At 73.3% G+C, this 16,166-nt stretch carries 15 protein-coding genes and 1 tRNA gene; 8 read left to right on the top strand and 8 right to left on the bottom strand.

The genetic code is table 11. The features are described from left to right. Window positions 1-22: 22 nt before the first annotated feature. Window positions 23-1,657, top strand: coding sequence for an amidohydrolase (locus ACZ7GJ_RS02670; RefSeq protein WP_470748655.1), 1,635 nt, complete (start codon window positions 23-25; stop codon window positions 1,655-1,657). On the opposite strand, the gene ACZ7GJ_RS02665 is transcribed toward ACZ7GJ_RS02670, so the two are convergent. Then, on the bottom strand, window positions 1,624-2,751 hold the full coding sequence (locus ACZ7GJ_RS02665) for a LacI family DNA-binding transcriptional regulator (RefSeq protein ID WP_470748653.1): 1,128 nt from the start codon (window positions 2,749-2,751) through the stop codon (window positions 1,624-1,626). The genes ACZ7GJ_RS02670 and ACZ7GJ_RS02665 overlap by 34 nt on opposite strands. 131 nt (window positions 2,752-2,882) lie before the next feature. Here ACZ7GJ_RS02665 and ACZ7GJ_RS02660 point away from each other — a divergent pair, with 131 nt between their 5' ends. Genes ACZ7GJ_RS02660 through ACZ7GJ_RS02640 form a run of 5 tightly spaced genes read left to right on the top strand, consistent with a single transcriptional unit; the run spans window position 2,883 to window position 8,191 of the window. Then, a complete protein-coding gene (locus ACZ7GJ_RS02660) occupies window positions 2,883-4,517 on the top strand; it encodes an ABC transporter substrate-binding protein (protein WP_470748652.1) in 1,635 nt (544 codons plus the stop codon). Further along, window positions 4,514-5,467, top strand: a complete 954-nt coding sequence (locus tag ACZ7GJ_RS02655) for an ABC transporter permease (RefSeq protein ID WP_470748650.1) — start codon at window positions 4,514-4,516, stop codon at window positions 5,465-5,467. Before ACZ7GJ_RS02660 ends, ACZ7GJ_RS02655 begins: the two co-directional genes overlap by 4 nt. Further along, window positions 5,464-6,342, top strand: a complete 879-nt coding sequence (locus ACZ7GJ_RS02650; RefSeq protein ID WP_470748649.1) for an ABC transporter permease — start codon at window positions 5,464-5,466, stop codon at window positions 6,340-6,342. Before ACZ7GJ_RS02655 ends, ACZ7GJ_RS02650 begins: the two co-directional genes overlap by 4 nt. Before the next feature lie 5 nt (window positions 6,343-6,347). After that, complete coding sequence (locus tag ACZ7GJ_RS02645; RefSeq protein WP_470748749.1) at window positions 6,348-7,373, top strand: ABC transporter ATP-binding protein; 1,026 nt, start codon at window positions 6,348-6,350, stop codon at window positions 7,371-7,373. Next, window positions 7,370-8,191, top strand: coding sequence for an ABC transporter ATP-binding protein (locus ACZ7GJ_RS02640; RefSeq protein ID WP_470748647.1), 822 nt, complete (start codon window positions 7,370-7,372; stop codon window positions 8,189-8,191). The genes ACZ7GJ_RS02645 and ACZ7GJ_RS02640 overlap by 4 nt, the downstream gene beginning before the upstream one ends. A gap of 38 nt (window positions 8,192-8,229) precedes the next feature. Here ACZ7GJ_RS02640 and ACZ7GJ_RS02635 read toward each other — a convergent pair whose 3' ends face one another. Next, on the bottom strand, window positions 8,230-10,758 hold the full coding sequence (locus ACZ7GJ_RS02635; RefSeq protein ID WP_470748645.1) for a discoidin domain-containing protein: 2,529 nt from the start codon (window positions 10,756-10,758) through the stop codon (window positions 8,230-8,232). 345 nt (window positions 10,759-11,103) lie between these two features. Between ACZ7GJ_RS02635 and ACZ7GJ_RS02630 the strand changes: the two genes are divergently transcribed. Further along, window positions 11,104-11,382, top strand: a complete 279-nt coding sequence (locus ACZ7GJ_RS02630) for a hypothetical protein (RefSeq protein ID WP_470748643.1) — start codon at window positions 11,104-11,106, stop codon at window positions 11,380-11,382. A gap of 102 nt (window positions 11,383-11,484) precedes the next feature. Here the strand turns inward: ACZ7GJ_RS02630 and ACZ7GJ_RS02625 are convergent, their stop codons facing one another. Together ACZ7GJ_RS02625 and ACZ7GJ_RS02620 are read right to left on the bottom strand one after the other, a co-directional pair. After that, the gene (locus ACZ7GJ_RS02625) at window positions 11,485-11,811 is read right to left on the bottom strand and encodes a nuclear transport factor 2 family protein (RefSeq protein ID WP_470748641.1); all 327 of its coding nucleotides are present in this window, start codon (window positions 11,809-11,811) and stop codon (window positions 11,485-11,487) included. Window positions 11,812-12,030: 219 nt separating this feature from the next. Then, window positions 12,031-12,107, bottom strand: a tRNA-Pro gene (locus tag ACZ7GJ_RS02620). Between the two features lie 108 nt (window positions 12,108-12,215). On the opposite strand from ACZ7GJ_RS02620, the gene ACZ7GJ_RS02615 reads away from it, so the two are divergent. After that, window positions 12,216-12,686, top strand: coding sequence for a DUF309 domain-containing protein (locus ACZ7GJ_RS02615; RefSeq protein ID WP_470748639.1), 471 nt, complete (start codon window positions 12,216-12,218; stop codon window positions 12,684-12,686). Window positions 12,687-12,850: 164 nt separating this feature from the next. Here ACZ7GJ_RS02615 and ACZ7GJ_RS02610 read toward each other — a convergent pair whose 3' ends face one another. The 4 genes from ACZ7GJ_RS02610 to ACZ7GJ_RS02595 are packed head-to-tail and all read right to left on the bottom strand — an operon-like array spanning window position 12,851 to window position 16,155. Beyond that, window positions 12,851-13,249, bottom strand: coding sequence for a VOC family protein (locus ACZ7GJ_RS02610; protein ID WP_470748637.1), 399 nt, complete (start codon window positions 13,247-13,249; stop codon window positions 12,851-12,853). A 4-nt stretch (window positions 13,250-13,253) separates the two neighbouring features. Continuing rightward, window positions 13,254-13,934: a LutC/YkgG family protein gene (locus ACZ7GJ_RS02605; RefSeq protein WP_470748635.1), complete on the bottom strand. Its 681-nt coding sequence runs from the start codon at window positions 13,932-13,934 to the stop codon at window positions 13,254-13,256. Next, a complete protein-coding gene (locus ACZ7GJ_RS02600) occupies window positions 13,931-15,403 on the bottom strand; it encodes a lactate utilization protein B (RefSeq protein ID WP_470748633.1) in 1,473 nt (490 codons plus the stop codon). The genes ACZ7GJ_RS02605 and ACZ7GJ_RS02600 overlap by 4 nt, the downstream gene beginning before the upstream one ends. Continuing rightward, window positions 15,400-16,155: a (Fe-S)-binding protein gene (locus tag ACZ7GJ_RS02595; protein WP_470748631.1), complete on the bottom strand. Its 756-nt coding sequence runs from the start codon at window positions 16,153-16,155 to the stop codon at window positions 15,400-15,402. Before ACZ7GJ_RS02595 ends, ACZ7GJ_RS02600 begins: the two co-directional genes overlap by 4 nt. Window positions 16,156-16,166: the final 11 nt, after the last annotated feature.

The raw sequence follows: 16,166 nt of genomic DNA, 5'->3' as shown, positions 1-16,166 counted from the left end.
CCTCACGCTCTGGAGCTTTCGAATGGCCAAGGCCGATCTGGTCTTCACCCGCGGCCCCGTCTTCACGGCGGATCCGGCCCGCACCCGGGCGACCTCGCTCGCCGTCATCGGCGACAGGATCGCGGCCGTCGGCCACGACGAGGTGCGCGAGCTCGTGGGGCCCGGTACCGAGGTGGTCGACCTGACGGGGAAGCTGCTGCTCCCCGGCTTCCAGGACGCCCACATGCACCCGGTCTTCGCCGGGATGGAACTGGCCGAGTGCGATCTGACCGAGACCATCGGCGTGGACGACTACCTGGCCCGGATCCGCGCCTACGCCGACGCGCACCCCGACCGCGAGTGGATCACGGGTGGCGGCTGGTCGATGGAGAGCTTCGAGGGCGGACTGCCGACCCGGCAGCTGCTCGACTCCGTCGTCCCGGACCGCCCGGTCCTGCTGTCCAACCGCGACCACCACGGCGCCTGGGCCAACACCCGGGCACTGGAACTCGCCGGGGTCACCGCCGCCACCCCCGACCCCGCCGACGGCCGGATCGAGCGCGAGCCGGACGGTACCCCCAGCGGCATGCTCCAGGAGGGCGCCACCTCGCTGGTCGGCCGGCTGCTGCCGACCAGCACGCCGGCGGAACTCCTCGCCGGGCTGCTGCGGGCCCAGAAGCTGCTCCACTCCCTCGGCATCACGGGCTGGCAGGACGCGATGCTCGGTGAGCTCGACGGCCGGCCCGACCCCTCGGACGCGTACGTGACCGCGGCGGGGGACGGCTCGCTCACGGCCCGGGTGACCGGGGCGCTGTGGTGGGACCGGGCACGGGGCGCCGAGCAGATACCCGAACTCGTGGCCCGGCGCGAGAAGCTGCGGGCCGGACGGTTCCGCGCGACCTCGGTGAAGATCATGCAGGACGGCGTCGCGGAGAACTTCACCGCCGCCATGACCTCCCCCTACCTGGACGGCTGCGGCTGCGCCACCGCCAACAGCGGCCTGAGCTTCGTCGAGCCGGGGGCACTGCGCGGATACGTGACGGAGCTCGACGCGCTCGGCTTCCAGGTGCACTTCCACGCCCTGGGCGACCGGGCCGTGCGCGAGGCCCTCGACGCGATCGAGTCGGCGGTGGCGGCCAACGGACACCGCGGCAACCGCCACCACCTCGCCCATCTCCAGGTCGTCCACCCCGAGGACCTCACCCGCTTCGCCGCGCTCGGCGCCCTGGCCAACATCCAGCCCCTGTGGGCGGCCCACGAACCCCAGATGGATGACCTGACCATCCCGTTCCTGGGTCCGGAGCGGGCCGCCTGGCAGTACCCGTTCGGCGACCTGGTGCGCGCGGGCGCGACCCTCGTCGCGGGCAGCGACTGGCCGGTGAGCAGCCCCGATCCGCTGGCGGGCCTCCACGTGGCCGTGAACCGCCGGGATCCCGAAGCCGACCACGACCGGATCTTCTATCCCGAGCAGCGGCTGGACCTGCCGACCGCGCTGGCCGCCTACACCGCCGGCGCCGCCCACGTGAACGGCCACGACGACGCGGGCAGCCTGCGGGCCGGCAACCTCGCCGACCTGGTCGTCCTGGACCGCGACATCCTCACGGCGCCCCCGGAGGAGATCGCGGCGGCGAGGGTGGAGCGGACCTACGTCGGCGGCCGGCTCGTCCACTCGGGCTGAGCGGACCGCACCGATGACGCCCGTACGTCGAGCCGGGTCGGGACGAGCACCCCCGCCGTCTCGCGGTCCCCGTGCTCCAGGACCGCCACCAGGTTCTCGATGCCCGCCTCCGCGATCGCCTCGGGCCGCAGGCTCAGGGTGGTCACGGGCGGCTCGGTGTGCTCGGCGGTGATGTCCTCGCTCACGCAGACGAGGAGCAGGTCGCCGGGGACGTCGTAGCCGAGCCGGCGCGCCGCGTCCAGGACGAGGGGCGGACTCGCCTCGGCCACGACGAGCAGGGCGTCGGGTCGTGCCCGGTCACCGGCCGGATCGCCAGCCGAGTCCCCCGCCGGATCGCCCGCCGGATCGCCCGCGAGGGCGGTCTCGACGGCGCGGATGACGGGTCCGTTGCCCGGCGCCGCGACACGTACGACCAGCTCCGGCAGGCCGTGCGCCGCGCACCACTCGCGGTGTGCGGCGAACACCTCGGTGTGGAAGCGGGTGGTGCTGTCCGGTACCAGGAGGACGGGTCGGCGGGCGCCCTGCTCGCGGACGTGGTCGAGGGCCTCGCGCACGGCGGCGCCGGCGTCCACGTCCACCCAGTACGCCCCGGGCCGCCCCTCGACGGAGCGGTCGCTGAACACGGGGATGCGGGCGGCGAGGAGGTCCTCGACGATCGGGTCGTCGGCGACGGGGTCGGCAACGATCACCGCGTCGAGCGAGAGGTCGGCCCACTCGCTCTGCAGGGACCCGGCGGGCAGCAGCACCACGGCGTAGCCGCGTCGCAGCGACGTCGCCGCGGTGGCCGCGGTCAACCGGGCGAAGTACGGCGACTCCAGGAAGGTCCAGGGGGCGTCCGCGAACTCACCGACCACGTATCCGATCAATCTGGCCCGTCCCGCGCGCAGCCGGCGCGCGGCGGCGTTGGGCCGGTAGCCCATTCTGCGCGCGGTCTCGCGGGCCTTCTCCCGAACCTCGGGAGAGAGCCTCCCGGTGCCGTTCAGTGCCGCCGAGACGGTCGTCTTGGAGAGGCCCGCCTCGCGGGCCACGTCGACGAGGCGGACGCGCGGGAGGGGCGGCGAGGGCTGTCCGCCATGCGGTGAGGCTTCGGTCATGCGACTGATGCTGCCACCCTCGTGACCTTTGCAAAACCGTTCCCGCACAGCCTTGTGCGGGAACGTTCCCGCATCAATACTCGCTCCATCCCCCAGCGCCCGTCACTACACCCGTAAAGGGGTGGGTCTGCATGCGCATGTCCCGAGCCATCGCGTTTCTCCTCTGCACCGCCGCCCTCGCGGCGACCACCAGCGCCTGTTCCGGCGCCACCACGCCCAAGACCGCCGACGGCGCGGACTTCAAGGTCGCTCCGCTCTCGCCGCCCGCCCAGGGCCCCCTGGACTCCTTCACCTGGTCCCTGTACGCCGAGCCCTACACGCTCGACTACGCCCTGGCGTACGACTACCCGCCGAACACCGTGCTCGCCAACGTGTGCGAGCAGCTCATGCGGGTCACGCCCGACATGAGGATCGAGCCCGGCCTCGCGGTGAAGTTCGACCGCCCCGACCCGCTCACGCTGGTCTACACCCTGCGCCCCGGGGTGAAGTTCCACGACGGCACGACCATGACCGCCGACGACGTGGTCGCCTCCCTCCAGCGCCAGATGGACCCGGCGACCGGCTCCCCCTGGGGCTCGGCGTTCAAGAACGTCGACGCCGTGGAGAAGACCGGTCCGCTGGAGGTGACGCTCCGGCTCACCAAGCCCGACGTCCTGCTCCACGAGCTGATGGCCGCCTCCCCCGGCACCATCGAGAGCGCCGCCACCCTCGCCAAGGCCGGCAAGGACTACGGCACCCCCGCGGGCAAGGTCAACTGCACCGGTCCGTACGCCCTCGACACCTGGTCCCAGGGCGCCGAGATCACCCTGAAGAAGCACGACGCGTACTGGGACCCCCAGCTCGCCCCCAAGACCGCCGCCGTGAAGTTCACCTTCGTCGAGGACGTGGCGGCCCGCACCAACGCCTTCCTGTCCGGCACCGCCGACGGCGGATACCTGGTGGCCCCCGCCACGGTCGGACAGCTGCGTTCCGGCGGCAAGGGCAGCATCCTCTTCGGCCCCAACACCGCAGCCTCCAACCTCGCCGTGCTCGACTTCGGCGGGCCCCTCGGCGACGAGAAGGTGCGCAAGGCCCTCTCCCTCGCGCTCGACCGCAAGAACATCATCAAGGCCGCGGCCGGCGGCATCGGCGTCCCCGCCAAGGCCCCCGCCGCGCGCGGCGCGTGGGCGCTGGCCCCGGAGAAGACCGCCGCGCTCTACGACACCCTGCCCGAGCCCGGTTACGACACCGCCGCCGCGAAGAAGCTCATACAGGAGGCCGGCGCCGCCGGCCGCAAGATCACCCTGGCCACCAGCACGCTCGCCCCCGAGATCAGCGTCGTCGCCAACGCCGTGCAGGCCGCAGGCCGGGAGATCGGCCTGGACGTCGAGCTGAAGCCCGTGCCCCCGGAGGCGTACAGCAGCATCTTCGTCGACCCGAGCGCACGCGCCGGCCTGGACCTGGTCATCACCAACGGGTACGACAACACGCCCGACCCGCTGGAGTTCTACCAGTACCTGCGCACCGGCGACTTCGGGAACTACGGCAACTGGTCGAACGCCGAGTACGACGCCGCCTTCGACCGGGCCAACGCCGAACCCGACGCCGGCAAGCGCGCGGAACTGACGGCCGAACTCCAGAAGATCGCGATGCGCGAGCTGCCGATCATCCCCCTCTACGAGGCGCCCTACCTGGTCTTCCTCGGCAAGCGCGTCACCGGCGCCCCGACCGGGATCGCCCAGCTCTACTACCCGTGGGCCGCGACGATCGGGGCCGCGGCGAAATGACGCGCTACCTCATCGGACGCATCCTCGGCCTGGTGGCGGTGCTGTTCGTGACCTCCGTCGTGGTCTTCGGCAGCGTCCACCTGGCTCCCGGCGACCCGGTGTCGTTCCTGCTCCACGGCCGCCCCGCGACTCCCGGGGCCGTGGCCGCCCTGCGCGACCAGTACCACCTGGACGACCCGCTGGCCGTGCAGTACGCGAAGTGGCTCGGCGGCGTCTTCCGGGGCGACTTCGGCAGCTCCGCCCAGTTCCACCAGGACGTCTCCGCGCTCATCGGCTCCCGGCTGCCCGGCACGGCCCTGCTCGTCGGGTACGCGGCGCTGCTCGTCGCCGTCGTCGGCGTGGCGGCCGGGATCCTCGCCGCGCTGCGGCCCGGACCGCTGGACCGGGCGGTGCTCCTCGGCAGCGGCGTCGCCACCGCCACCCCGTCCTTCGTGACCGCGATCGCGCTCGTATCCCTGTTCTCCGTGCGCCTGGGCTGGTTCCCCGGCCCGGGCGGAGCGCCCGCCGGATTCTCCGAACGGCTGTACCACCTGACCCTGCCGGCCTTCGCCCTGGCGCTCACTTTCGCGGGCCTGCTCGCCAGGGTGACCCGCTCGGCGATGCTCGACGAACTCGGCCGGGAGCACGTGGAGGTGGCACGCGCCCGCGGCGTCCCGGGGCGGACGGTGGTCCGCCGGCACGTCCTGCGCAACGCGCTCGGCCCGGTCGTCACCGTCGGCGGCACGATGCTCGCCGGACTCCTCATCAGCACCTCGATCGTCGAGACCGCCTTCGACGTGCCCGGCCTCGGCTCCCTGCTCGTGCAGTCGGTCACCGCCAAGGACTTCGCCGTCGTGCAGGCGATCACCCTGCTCAGCGTGGGCGCCTTCGTCCTGGTCAACCTCGCGGTCGACCTGCTGGCACCCCTCATCGACCCCCGGCTGTCGCTCCACGGGGAAGGCTCCTCATGACCACCACCGCACCTCCGGAGCCCGCCGTCCTGCGCCGCAGGCCCGGGCTGCGCCCCCTGCGCCTCTTCGCCCAGGGGCCGCTCTTCACCGCTTCGGTCGCGGTGCTCGCCGTTCTCCTCCTGATCGCCGTGCTCGCCCCCGTCCTCGCCCCGTACGACCCCGAGGCCCTCGACCTCTCGGCGAGCCTGGCCGGGACCACCGGCGAACACCTGCTCGGCACCGACCAGTCCGGGCGGGACGTCCTGTCGCGGCTGATGTACGGGGCCCGCACCGGACTGCTCGGGCCGCTGCTCGTCGTCGGCGTCTCCACCCTGCTCGGTACCCTGCTCGGCGTGGTGGCGGCCTGGCGCGGCGGTTGGGCGGACTCCGTGCTGTCCCGCTCCATGGACATGGTCTTCGCGATCCCCGGACTCCTGCTCGCGATCCTGCTCGTCTCCGTCGTCGGCTCGGGGATGACCGCGCCCGTGATCGCGATGGCCGTGGCCTACACCCCGTACGTGGGCCGGCTGGTGCGCGGCATCGCGCGCCAGGAGAAGGCCCGCCCGTACATCGAGTCCTACCGGGTGCAGGGCTGGTCCGGCTGGAACGTCTGCCTGCGCCACCTGCTGCCCAACATCGCGCCCACCGTCTTCGCCCAGTCCGCGATGAACTTCGGGTACGCGCTGATGGACCTGGCGGCGCTCTCCTACCTCGGCTTCGGCGTGCAGCCGCCGACCGCCGACTGGGGCGCCATGATCAACGAAGGCCAGTCGGCCGTCCAGCAGGGGGCGATGCTGCCCGCCCTCGCGCCCTCCGCGTGCATCGTGCTCGCCGTGGTGGCGTTCGGCATCGTCGGCGAGGGCCTCGCCGACCGGATCGCGAGGCGGAAGCGGTGAACCGCATGAAGGAACAGCGGGGCCAGGAAGACGCGGCCGCGGCCGCGGCGGCGGCGGGCGACGGGCGCGCGGTCCTGGAGATCGACGGGCTCGGCATCCGGCTGCCCGACGACCGGGCCGGGCGGCCGATCCTGGACGGCGTCGGCCTGCGGGTGCGCCGTGGGGAGAGCGTCGGCCTCGTCGGCGAGTCCGGGTCCGGGAAGTCGGTGGCGTGCCGCAGCGTCCTCGGGCTGCTGCCCGCGGGCGCACGCACCAGCGGCGAGGTCCGGGTCGCCGGCCGGGACGTGCTCACCATGAACCGGGTCGAGCTCGCCGAGCTGCGGGCCCGGCAGGTCGCGATGGTCTTCCAGGATCCGCGCGCCTCCGTGAACCCGCTCCGCCGGGTCGGCGACTTCCTCACGGAAGGGCTGCGCGCGGCCGGGACCCCGGCAGCCGCGGCGGACGCCCGGGCCCTCGAACTCCTCGACGCGGTCGGCATCCGCGACCCGCGCGGCGCCCTGCGCCGCCGACCCCACGAGTTCTCCGGCGGCATGCTCCAGCGGGTGGTCATCGCCGCGGCCCTCGCGGCCGAACCCGCGCTGATCGTCGCCGACGAGCCGACCACCGCCCTGGACGTCACGACCCAGGCGGAGATCGTCCAACTCCTCGCCCGGCTGCGGGCCGAGCGCGGCACGGGCCTGCTCTTCGTCACCCACGACCTCGAACTGGCCGCCACCGTCTGCGACCGGGTGTACGTGATGTACGCGGGCCGGATCGTGGAGACCCGCGGTACCGACGACCTGTTCGACCGGCCCCGGCACCCGTACACCGCGGGGCTGCTCGCCTGCACGCCGAGCATCGAGGCGGGTGCGTCCGCGCCCCGCCCCATCCCCGGGCGTCCCCTATCCCTGGCCGAGGCGCCGCCGGGCTGCGCCTTCGCCGCGCGCTGCGCCCACGCGGTGGCGCGCTGCTCCGAGGAGAGGCCCGCACTCACCCGGCACGGCGACGGATTCGCCGCCTGCCACCGCGCCGACGAAGGGATCACGCTGTGAGCGCCTCAGCGAGGGAGGTTCCGGCCGCCGAGGTTCCGGCCGCCGAGGGACTGGTCGTAGCGGGACTGCGGAAGCGGTACGGGGACCACACCGCGGTCGACGACGTGTCCTTCTCCCTGGCGCCGGGGGCCTGCCTCGCGATCGTCGGCGAGTCCGGCAGCGGCAAGACCACCACGGTCCGGATGCTCGTCGGCCTGGAGCGCCCCGACGGCGGAACCGTCCGCCTGGACGGCCGGGACCGCTCCACGCTGCCCCGGCGGCGGGCGGAGCGGCTGGCACGGGCCCGGGAGATCCAGATGGTCTTCCAGGACCCGTACCTCTCGCTCGATCCCCGGGTGACCGTCTCCGGATGCCTGGACGAGGTGCTGCGCCTCCACACGGATCTCGACGCGGCCGGCCGGGGCACCCGGGTCGCCCGACTCCTGGACCAGGTCGGCCTCGGCGCGCGCGAGGCCGCCGCCCTCCCCCGCGACCTTTCGGGCGGACAGCGGCAGCGCGTGGCGATCGCCCGGGCCCTCGCCGTGGAGCCCCGGGTCCTCGTCCTCGACGAGGCCGTCGCCGCGCTCGACGTGTCGATCCAGGCGCAGATCCTCGAACTCCTCGGTGAGATCCGCAGCGCGTCGGGGATCGGCTACCTGTTCGTCACGCACGACCTGGCGGTGGTCCGGCACATCGCGGACGAGGTCCTCGTGCTCAAGTCCGGTCACGTCGTGGAGACGGGCCCGGTCTCGCGGGTCCTGGAGGCCCCGGAACACCCGTACACCCGGCTCCTCCTGGACTCGGTCCCCCGGCGCAGGCGGTCCCCCGCGGGCCACTGACCACGACCATGCGGCCCGCGGGGCCGGGCGCCCTGCCGTCAGGAGACGGTGATGAACCGGGCTGTGCTCGGCACCCCCTGGGCGTCCAGGGCGAAGAGCATGTAGGTGCCCGGCAGGACCACGCCCTTGTCGGCCGGGATCGACACCGTGTACGTGCCGTTCCCCGCGGCCGTGGATACGAGCGGGACCCGGCGCTGGTCGTTGTCCGTGGAGTGGGTCGCGGCCGCGGCCCGCATCAGGACGAAGGAGGTCACCGACCCCTGGGTTGCGACGGTGAGCGAGGTGCCGGCGGCGGCCCGGGGCGGAACGCCGCCGGTGATGACGGGACGCGGCTTGGGCGAGCCGTCCGCGTTGAGCAGGTACGGCGGTGTGAACACGGATCCGTCGGCGTGGTTGGTCGCGCAGTCCCCGCACAGGCCGCCGCCGCCGGAGAAGATCCGTCCGTCGGGCAGCAGGTTCGCCACGCTGTGGTAGTTGCGCGGGACGGCCATGGTGGCGAGCGGGGTGAAGCTCCCGGTCGCCGGGTCCCACAGCTCGGGGGTCAGTACGGACGTGGCGTCGCTGAACGGCACGGGGTACGCCTGCCCGCCGAACACGGCGACCTTGCCGTCGGGCAGGACGACGCTGTTGCCGAAGGCGCGGGCGTAACCCATGTCGCCCGTGCGCGCGGCCTGGACCTGACTGCCGTCGAAGCTGACGGTGTACGCGCGGCGGGTGGCGGGCGTCTTCTCGTACGCGGGCGAGCCGCCCAGGGTGAGCAGCTTGCCGATGTCGTACGCGACGGCGTTGCCGGTCATGGCGTCCTGGCTGTCGGCCCGGGTGCCGGCGGAGGTGATGCTCCCGTTGCCGCCGGTCGTGATCCAGTTCATCTGCTTGCTCGGGCCCAGCTGGAGGACCTTGCCGCCCGGGGCGGCGTGCAGCCACATGTGGTTGTCCGCGCGGTAGGCGCCTGCCGGGTCGGCCGTCAGCGCCGGGGCGGCGGGAACGCCGGGGAGCCGGCGCCAGGTGTTGGTGTCCGGGGACCAGACCTCGCCGGCCTTGTCGCCCGTGGCTCCGCTCCAGGATCCGCCGAGGACGAAGGCCTCGCCGGTGGAGAGCAGGGTCATGGCCTGGTAGCCGCGGGCGATGTTCATGCTGGTGGTCGCGGACCAGGCATCGGTGGCCGGGTCGTAGATGCTCGCCCTCTCCGCGTTGCTGCCGCCGGTGACCAGGACCCGGCCGTCGGCGAGCATCGCTATGCCCGGGCAGAACATGTCGTGGCCGGTGTTGTCGATGCGGCGCTGGGTGACCTTGCCCGTCTTCAGGTCCAGGATCGCGGTCTGGGTGTAGCCGTTGCTGCCGCCGAAGCGGTCGACCGCGTACGCCGACCAGGCCAGGAGTTTGTCGCCCGGCAGGACGGCGGTGGCCACCGGCACCAGGGGGAAGCCGGTGATCCGGTCCCAGGAGCCGTGGGCGGCCGGGCTGGCCGGTCCGCTCAGGCGTATCTCGGCGGCGGAGGTCCAGGGCCCGCGGTTGCCGGCCTCGCCCGTCACGGTCAGGCGTACGTAGCGGGCGTTCTCGGTGCGGGTGAAGGTGGCGGTCTTGACGGTGTCGTCGTCGCGCCAGGCGCCCGCGGAGACCGGCGCACCGAAGGTGGTGCCGTCAGTGCTGGTGGTGACGGTGTACGCGCCTGCGCGCCCGTTGGGGCCGTTGTTGCGGGGCTGGTAGACGAGGGCGGAGACGGCCGTGGTGCGGTGCATGTCGACGGTGATGCTGTGCGGCAGCGGGGCCGGGGTGCCCGTCCACTTGCTGTGCCACAGGGTGGCCGCGTCGCCGTCGAGGACGTTGGCCGCGCGGCCGTTCTCCCCGACGGTCTCCTCGTCGCTCGCCGTGGCCGTCCATCCGGTACGGGGCAGGTCGACGGTGGCGGCCGGGGTTCCGGGGTCGCCGAGCAGGTTGAGCTCCGCGGCGGAGGTCCACGGGCCGCGGTTCCCGGCCTCGGTGACGGCGGTGAGCCGGACGAACCGGGCGCCCTGCGGGGCGAATCCGAGGGTCTTGGCGCCGGCATCGTCCGCGAGGGTGCCGCTGGCGACCGGGCTGCCCCAGTTCTGGCCGTCGGCGCTCACGCTGATGCTGTACTCACCGACGCGCCCGTTGGGGCCGTTGTTGCGGGGCAGGTAGACGAGCGCCGAGACCACGGTCGTGCGGTGCATGTCGACGGTGATGCTGTGCGGCAACGGGGCCGGGGTGCCCGTCCACTTGCTGTGCCACAGGGTGGCCGCGTCACCGTCGAGGACGTTGGCCGCGCGGCCGTTCTCCCCGACGGTCTCCTCGTCGCTCGCCGTGGCCGTCCATCCGGTCCGGTCGAGCACGGGGGCCGTCGGCTCCATGGCGTTGGCCGGGGCCACGCCGTGGTGCGGCGACAGGTTCGCCGTCGGGCCGCGGCCGCCCGGCGACGTGCTCGCCACGCCGAGCCAGGGGGTGAACCCGACGAGCAGCGAGCCGAGGGCGAAGGCGATGAGCAGATGGGGGCGACGTAACGCTCGGGCAAGGGCGCGGGTGCGGGTGCGGGTGCGTTGGGGGTGCAATCGGACCTCCTGGGCGACCGTGAACCGTGAACCACTACAGGCCCCATGGAACATATGTCAGTACATATCAACTCGACTGCACAACGGAGGAGTTGACTCGATCCCGCACCCCCGCAGAGGATCCGCCCCCACCTTGGAGTGGTGTCGCCCACACCCGGCATACGCGGTTTCCAAGGCGCCTACGGGAGGCGGCACTTCGATCCCCAGGACGAAACGGGATGCCTGCCTTGAGGCCTCAAGGAGAGCCGCCTCAGCACGAGTTGCCGGGCACGCAATCCACGGGCCGCAGTCGGAGGCGGGTGGCACGATCTGGGCCGGTGGTCCCATCAGCTACAGGGGGTAGGCATGGAGAGCACGACCACGCACGCATGGCCGCGCGCGGCGGAGGCGGCGGACGTCGAGTCGCTGGAGCGCTGGCTGGCCGGCCACGGCTGGGAGGTCGACCCGATGGTGTTCATGGCCGGCGGCCTGGGCCCGGCGGTCCAGGTCCGCCGGATCGGCTCCGGCCCGGACGGCGAGGCCGGTCTACTGATCCTGCCGGGCGAGACGGTGGAGTTCACCGAAGCCCGCATGCGGATCGCCCACCACCCCCTATCAGCCACCCCGGCCCGGGCCTGCGTCTAGCGCTGCGCCGCCAGGGCTGGTCGATCTCAGTGCCACCCGATGCCTGGGGCACGACCGCAGGACGCTGCGCTCAAGGGCGGCTGGTCAGGGAGGTCCGGCAGGTCAGCCGAGGAAGTCGACGCGGTCGATCAGGCCGCCGCGGACCCGGTAGGCGACCAGCACGCGGAGGGGTTCGTCCGTGATGCCGTGGGCGATCTCGTGGTCCACCACCCAGTCGCCCTCGGTGAGTCGGCCGACGATCTCGGCCCGGCAGCGGCCCGCGGCGAACTGGTCGGCGTACGCCTCCCGCACGGCGTCGCGCCCGAGCAGGCGGTCGCTGCCGCGGCGGTTGATGCAGACGTCGGGGGCGTACGTCGCCGCGAAGGCTTCGAGGTCATGGCTGTTGTAGGCGGCGAGCTGGCGTTCGACGATGGTCTCCGGGGTGATCACCAGTTGATCATGCAGAGTGTTCCCTCGCTCGTCCAGGGAAATCCGGGACCACCAAAAACAGCACCTCGAACGCGCGGCGATCCTGACGACCCGTTCACCGGAGCCGAGAGGGCCAGCCCCGAAACGGGCCACATGGCGTGGCTGCGACCGCCATGGCCCGGACGCACGAAAGGCCGCCCTCCCATTTCTGAGAAGACGGCCTCCGACCTGCTAAAAGCATGGTCGGGACGACAGGATTTGAACCTGCGACCCCTTGACCCCCAGTCAAGTGCGCTACCAAGCTGCGCCACGTCCCGATGTGCTCTCGGCCTGGGCTATCGCCCCGCCCGGCGGCACATGCAGAACATTACCCCACGCAGAGGGGTGTGCATGCACCCGTAATCGGGGCCGGGCAGGATGGGGGTGTGAACGCACGGGATCGGGACGGTGAGGGGCGGGCGCGCAGTGCGCGGCCCCGCGATGGGCTGGGGCGGCCGCTGCCGTACGGGGCGACCGGGGTGGAGCGGCAGCCCGAGGGGGTGGTGCGGACGCCCGGGGAGACCGTCGCGGAGGCGCAGCGGCTGCTGGACGCCGGGATGCCGTTCCACGCGCACGAGGTGTTCGAGGACGCCTGGAAGTCCGGGCCCGCGGAAGCGGCCCCGCTCTGGCGCGCCCTCGCGCAGCTCGCGGTCGGGCTGACCCACGCCGCGCGCGGGAACGCGGTCGGCGGGGCCCGGCTGTTGCGGCGCGGGGCCGACGCGCTGGCCGGGGTGGATGCGTCCGCGTACGGGATCGACGTACCGGGGCTGGTCCGCTGGGCCGGGGAGCTGGCCCCGCGGGTGGCGGACGGTGCGCCCGTGGACGCGGCGGCCGAGGCCCCGGACCTGGCGGGCTAGCTAGGGGGTGTCTGGCGGGTGTCCGTGGGGAAGGAGCGGCGTCCGGTGCGTGCTCTCGGTGTGCCGACCGGAAGCCCGCGTACTGGACGTACTCGGGCTTCCGGTCGGTGCGGCGAGAGCGCGTGCCGGGCGCCGCGACGCCACGGACACCCGCCAGACACCCCCTAGCCGGCCGTGGCCGGCTGGAGGAGGTCCCAGCGGTTGCCGTACAGGTCCTCGAAGACGGCGACCGAGCCGTACGTCTCGTGGCGCGGCTCCTCCAGGAAGCGGACGCCCTCGGCGGTCATCCGGGCGTGGTCGGCCGCGAAGTCGTCGGTGTGGAGGAAGAAGCCGACCCGGCCGCCGGTCTGGTCGCCCACGCGGGCGCGCTGGGCGTCGTCCTTGGCCCGGGCCAGGAGGAGCGCGGTCTCCTTGGCGCCCGGCGGGCGGACCACGACCCAGCGGGAGCCGTCGGGGCGGGCGGTGTCCTCGGCGAGGTCGAAGCCGAGGGCGCGCGTGTAGAAGCCGATGGCCTCGTCGTAGTCGTCGACGACCAGGGTGGTGAGGGCGATGTGGGAGGGCATGGCCCTATTGTGCTGGGGCAGGCGACTGCGCTGGTGCTCCGAGGAGTACGACTTCCAGGGTGCGCGGGCCGTGTACGCCCTCCACCCGGTCGAGTTCGATGTCGCTGGTGGCGGAGGGGCCCGAGATCCAGGTCAGCGGGCGTGTCGGGTCGAGCAGCGGCAGGGCCAGCGGCACCGAGTCCACCACCTGGTCCGGGACGCGGACCACGCAGACGTGGTGATCGGGGACCAGCGTGATCCGGCGGCGGCCCTGGGCGGGGCCGCCGTCCAGGACGATGGTGCCGGTCTCCGCGATGGCCAGGGCGCAGCCGGTCACGACGCTGGCGACCCGGTCCAGTTCGCTCGCGGTGGACGCGGCGCGGTCGGGGATACGGGTCTGGTCGGCCGCCGAGAGCCAGTACGGGGGCAGGCCGGGCGGGACGAGGACCGTCTCGGCGCCGCGTGCGGCGAGCAGGCGCGCCAGCAGCGGCGCGAGGCCGTCCTCGTCGGTGCGGTGGACCTGCGCGCGGTACTCGGCCAGGTTGGCGGCGAGCAGGTCCACGTTCTCGGCCGGGGTGCGGTTCCCGTGGACCCGGAGGTAGTCCCGGGGGATCTCCGCCCCGGGTACAGCCTCACGTCCCGCTCCCGGTCCCGCCTCGGGCACGGCGCGGCGGATGCGGGCCAGGATGCGGTCCTTGCTGCTCACTGCGGGGTCTCCCGTTCTCGGGCCGCCCACCAGTCGCGGAAGGACTGCGCGGGGACGGGCGGCAGTTCGCGGGCGTCGGTCCAGGCCCGGCCCGGGCCCGGGAGCCTGCGGGGCGCGAGCCGGCGGGCCCGGGCCAGCAGGCGTTCGCCGGCGCGCAGCGCTCCGGGGCGGTCCAGGAGCAGCCGGGCGGCGCGCATCGCGGCCCGTTCGGCGGTGTGGCCGTGCGCGGGGCGGATCCGTACGCGGACGCCTTCGCGGGTCACCGGGCCGCCCTGGGCCACCCGTTCGCGCAGGTGGAGCAGGACCTGCGGGATGTCGATGGCGACCGGGCAGACCTCGTAGCAGGCTCCGCACAGGGTGGAGGCGTAGGGCAGGGTGGCGTCGATCTCGCTGCCGGTGCCCCGGAGTTGGGGGCTGAGGATGGCTCCGATGGGGCCCGGGTAGACGGAGCCGTAGGCGTGGCCGCCGGCGCGTTCGTAGACCGGGCAGACGTTGAGGCAGGCGGAGCAGCGGATGCAGCGCAGGGCCTGGCGTCCGGTCTCGTCGGCGAGGGTGTCGGTGCGGCCGTTGTCGAGGAGGACGAGGTGGAAGGCACGGGGCCCGTCGCCGTCAGTCGTGCCGGTCCACATGGTCGTGTACGGGTTCATCCGCTCGGCCGTGGAGGAGCGCGGCAGCGTCTGGAGGAAGATCTCCAGGTCCCGGAAGGTGGGGACGACCTTCTCGATGCCGACGACGGAGATCAGGGTCTCGGGCAGGGTGAGGCACATGCGGCCGTTGCCCTCGGACTCGAAGACGACCATCGTGCCGGTCTCGGCGACCATGAAGTTGGCGCCGGACACGGCGACTTTGGCCCGTAGGAACTTCTCGCGCAGGTGCAGGCGGGCGGCTTCGGCGAGTTCCCTCGGGTCGTCGCCGAGTCCTTCGGGTGCGGGGCGGCCCCAACCGGCCATCTCGGAGCGGAAGATGTCGCGGATCTCGCCCCTGTTGCGGTGGATGGCCGGGACCAGGATGTGCGAGGGCCTGTCGTGGCCCAGTTGCACGATGAGCTCGGCGAGGTCCGTCTCGTAGGCGGCGATCCCGGCCGCCTCCAGGGCCTCGTTGAGTCCGATCTCCTGGGTGGCCATCGACTTGACCTTGACGACCTCCCGCTCTCCGGTGGCCAGCACCAGCCCGGTCACGATGCGGTTGGCCTCGTCGGCGTCGACCGCCCAGTGGACGGTTCCGCCCGCGGCGGTGACGGACGCCTCCAGTTGCAGCAGGTACCGGTCGAGGTGGCGCAGGGTGTGGTCCTTGACGGCCTTGCCGGCGGCGCGCAGCCGGTCCCAGTCCTCCAGTTCTGCGACGGCCCGGGCCCGTTTGTCGCGGATGGTGTGCGTGGCGTGCCGGAGGTTGGCGCGCAGCACGTCGTCGCGTACGGCCTCCCGCGCCGCGGCGGGGAAGGCCGGCATGCCCAGATGCGTGCCCGTCATGACGGGGGTTCCTCCTCGGTCGCGGCCAGGATCTCCGCGAGGTGCAGGGCCCGGACCGGGGAATCGGCGCGGCGCAGGAGGCCGTCTAGGTGGGCGAGGCAGGAGTTGTCGGCCCCGCACAGCACCCGGGCGCCGGTCGCGGCCGCGTTGGCGATCTTGTCGGCGCCCATGGCCGCGGAGACCTCCGGGTTCTTGACGGCGAAGGTGCCGCCGAAGCCGCAGCACTCCTCGGCGCCGGGCAGCTCGATCAGCTCCAGGCCCTTCACGGCGGCCAGGAGCCTTCTGGGCCGGTCCCCCAGCCCGAGGCTCCGCAGTCCGTGGCACGAGGGGTGGTAGGTGACGGTGTGCGGGAAGTACGCGCCGACGTCGACGACCCCGAGCACGTCGACGAGGAACTCGGTCAGCTCGTACACCCGCGGCGCGAGCTCCCCGGCCAGCTCGGCCAGTGCGCCGCCCCGCCCTTCGGCCTCGGCCAGGCGCCCCATCCGCGGGTAGTGCTCGCGGATCATCGCCGCGCAGGAGCCGGAGGGCGTGACCACGTATTCGTACCCGGCGAAGGCCTCGGCGGTGCGCCGCAGCAGCGGTTCCGCCTCGTGCCGGTAACCCGTGTTGTACTGCGGCTGGCCGCAGCAGCTCTGGGCGGCCGGGAAGTCCACGGCCACTCCGAGGCGCTCCAGCAGACGTACGACGGCGATGCCGGTCCGCGGGTAGAGCGCGTCGTTGACGCAGGTGACGAACAGAGCGGCGCGCATGACGGGCAGAA

The sequence above is a fragment of the Streptomyces sp. NPDC037242 genome, from assembly GCF_055604165.1.
This window is presented reverse-complemented; position numbering and strand designations above follow the sequence as displayed.